This window comes from Actinomadura sp. SCN-SB, assembly GCF_043906805.1.
In the GTDB taxonomy this organism is placed as follows: Bacteria; Actinomycetota; Actinomycetes; order Streptosporangiales; family Streptosporangiaceae; genus Spirillospora.
This window is the reverse complement of the sequence record NZ_JBIMPP010000151.1, coordinates 1-1,811: the sequence shown is the minus strand read 5'-3', so window position 1 is coordinate 1,811 and position 1,811 is coordinate 1. Positions and strand designations below refer to the sequence as shown.

2 protein-coding genes are annotated in these 1,811 nt (G+C 66.0%); both read left to right on the top strand.

Features of this window, described 5'->3' with window-relative positions; translation table 11 throughout:
* Positions 1-261 precede the first annotated feature (261 nt).
* Positions 262-852, top strand: a complete 591-nt coding sequence (locus tag ACGWYJ_RS38775; RefSeq protein WP_395111683.1) for a phospholipid scramblase-related protein — start codon at positions 262-264, stop codon at positions 850-852.
* 113 nt (positions 853-965) lie between these two features.
* Positions 966-1,322: a hypothetical protein gene (locus ACGWYJ_RS38770; protein ID WP_395111681.1), complete on the top strand. Its 357-nt coding sequence runs from the start codon at positions 966-968 to the stop codon at positions 1,320-1,322.
* Positions 1,323-1,811 lie beyond the last annotated feature (489 nt).

The window sequence follows — 1,811 nt, the reverse complement described above, 5'->3', positions numbered from 1 at the left end:
GGCACCAGCGGCGAGGCGTACGCGGACAAAGCAGGGGGTCCGATAGCAGGTTGATCGGGGAGTGCCGCTACCAGCCGGTTCGCCGTGGGTGGGGCGCGGGTTGCGATGTCTTATCCAACGAGGCGACCTCAGGGACTTTCGTTCACGCATGGGGCTTGGGAGGATCGCCGCTGACCACAAACGTGAGCCATGAGGACGCGCGCCGCACCGCGCCAGGGCGAGTACTCCGTGAGCGCGCGTCGCATGAGGCCAGGAGGCTACATGAGCGATCCATTCAATGCTTCGGTGCTCAGGGTGGAGCAGCCTCGCCGGGGCCCGTTCGCCCGATCGCGGTACAAGGTCATGGACGGCGACGGCACGCTTCTCGCGGTCGCCGACGAGAACGACAGGCAGAAGCGGGCCGAGAAGCTGAAGTCCTTCTTCCCCGGGAAGTCCGACCTGCATTCCCGTGCCGTGCTGCTGACCACGCCGGACGGGACGCCACTGCTGGTGGTGGACAAGCAGGAAGGCCGGATGCTCACCACGGTCATCCGTCCCGGCGGCGAGGTGGTCGGCATGTTCCGCACCGAAAGGATCGGGCGGCGGTACAAGCTGTGCGACGGCGACGACAAGCCCCTGGGTGAAATCGCGGTGGACCTGCCACGCAAGAACTTCGCCATCAGCGACACCGACGGGAACCGGGTGGGGCATGTCCGCAAGAAGTTCAACGGAGTGGCCACCCATCTGCTGACCACGGCGGACAAGTACGCCGTGGAGATCGACGACCCCGTACCGGAACCGCTGCGCACCATGGTCGTCACCACGGCGATCGCCATGGACCTGACCCTGCACGAGTCCAAGGAGCTGACCTGACCATCACGGGAGGACCCGGCTGACACGCGCTCGTGCAACGCATCGGCGACGCCACGCGAACGGTGCCGCTCGTCGGGCTTCCCGACACCGCCGGAGCGAGGTACCGTCCGGTCGTGCAGGTCATCTCCGGACGTCAGAACGGCTGGTGGGTGTCACCGGCCCTGCCGACGATCGCGAACTGCCTGCTGGCGGTCCTGTGGGGCTTCTCGACGGCCGGCGGCTGGGGCGAGGCCGCGTTCTGCGGGGAGGGCATCCAACGCGACCCGATCTGCGCCTCCGATGTCGAGTTCGTCATCACACTGTCGCTGGCACCCGCCATCGTGGCCGCGGCGGTGGTGCTGATCTCCTGGGCGTTGCCGGGGGTACGGCGTCGCCCGCAAAGGCTCGACGCTCTGCTGACCATGGCCGCCGCGATGTGGGTCTTCGCCGAGGGCATCCTCTTCGTCGGCGGGTACGCGGCCAAGGCATGACCGTTCTGCACGGATCATCGCCGTTCGGGTGATAGGCGACGTACGTCCTATGTGAGCAACTTGTGACCTAAGCGGCCGGTGGGTGCATAACCCGAGGTAGAAGGCATGACGGAGGGTCAGCGCGGGGCCAGGTCGACGACTTCTCACGAAAATCCGCGCCCGCCGGTTTGACGTTCCCTCCCCAGGGGCATAACCTTCACTTCGCCCCGCAGGGGAGCAGGACGCCGCTGGACGGCGGCCGACCCGCTGGGCGACCATCCACGATCAAACCGGAGTGACTTTGTCGCGCCTTCGATCGGGGGTGGAATCAGAAGGGCCTGATTTTGACCAATCAGGCCGGATCTGATGAAATGGCGACAACGCCGGAAAGAAACCGCGCGAGCGGAATCCGAACGGCGAACCGGAGAAGCCCAAATTGACAGACAGGGCGGATTCGGTAAGCTAAGAACAGCCGCCCCGGAAGCGGGAAACGCGAAAGCCGATCCTGCA